At 42.1% G+C, this 711-nt stretch carries 2 protein-coding genes; both read left to right on the forward strand.

Going from position 1 to position 711, the window contains the following annotated elements; translation table 11 throughout:
• Nucleotides 1–111 precede the first annotated feature (111 nt).
• Complete coding sequence (locus JC606_RS23245) at nt 112–360, forward strand: type II toxin-antitoxin system Phd/YefM family antitoxin (RefSeq protein ID WP_025536833.1); 249 nt, start codon at nt 112–114, stop codon at nt 358–360.
• A complete protein-coding gene (locus JC606_RS23250; protein ID WP_005377002.1) occupies nt 350–640 on the forward strand; it encodes a type II toxin-antitoxin system RelE family toxin in 291 nt (96 codons plus the stop codon). The genes JC606_RS23245 and JC606_RS23250 overlap by 11 nt, the downstream gene beginning before the upstream one ends.
• Nucleotides 641–711: the final 71 nt, after the last annotated feature.

A 711-nucleotide genomic window follows, 5' to 3' on the forward strand; every position in this document is an offset into this window, starting at 1 on the left:
CCGACGCATAGTAAAAATGCCACGCGTTGCGAATCACTCTTAAGCAACTTGTTATACCGCTTGGTTGAGGCTAAAATGACCAACATAAAGACCACTTAAGAGACCGATTATATGACCACTAGAATTTTAGCCGATGTCGCTGCAAGCATTACTGAGTTGAAAGCTAACCCTATGAAAGTTGCAACTAGTGCTTACGGCGAACCTGTTGCTGTATTAAACCGAAATGAACCGGCATTTTATTGCGTACCTGCCGAAGCGTACGAAATAATGATGGACAGACTCGAAGATCTTGAACTACTCGCTATCGCTAAAGAGCGTGAATCTGAAGAGAGCATTTCGGTAAATATTGATGACCTATAAACTCGACTTTAAAAAGAGCGCCCTCAAAGAGTGGAAAAAGCTTGGTTCTACTCTGCAACAACAATTTAAGAAAAAGCTAATCGAGCGCCTAGATAACCCACATGTTCCGGCTTCAAAACTATCTGGAGCTGACAACATGTATAAAATTAAGTTGCGTCAATCGGGCTACCGTCTCGTCTACAAAGTTGAAGACGATGTCATCATTGTAACCGTCCTAGCAGTTGGAAAGCGCGAACGTAGCGATGTTTACCGTAAAGCCATGAAAAGGTTAGATGATTGATTGCGGTATAACATTCTTAATAACAGGCCGGCTCGTTTTCCCTCCAACCTAACTTACAATCAATCTAACAT

Origin of the sequence: Vibrio sp. IB15 (assembly GCF_016406055.1) — a bacterium.
In the GTDB taxonomy this organism is placed as follows: domain Bacteria; phylum Pseudomonadota; class Gammaproteobacteria; order Enterobacterales; family Vibrionaceae; genus Vibrio; species Vibrio chagasii.

What these genes read in the sequence shown, in the direction of transcription:
- JC606_RS23245 (WP_025536833.1), top strand. Translation starts at nt 112, where the DNA reads ATGACCACTAGAATTTTAGCCGATGTCGCTGCAAGCATTACTGAGTTG.
- JC606_RS23250 (WP_005377002.1), top strand. Translation starts at nt 350, where the DNA reads ATGACCTATAAACTCGACTTTAAAAAGAGCGCCCTCAAAGAGTGGAAA.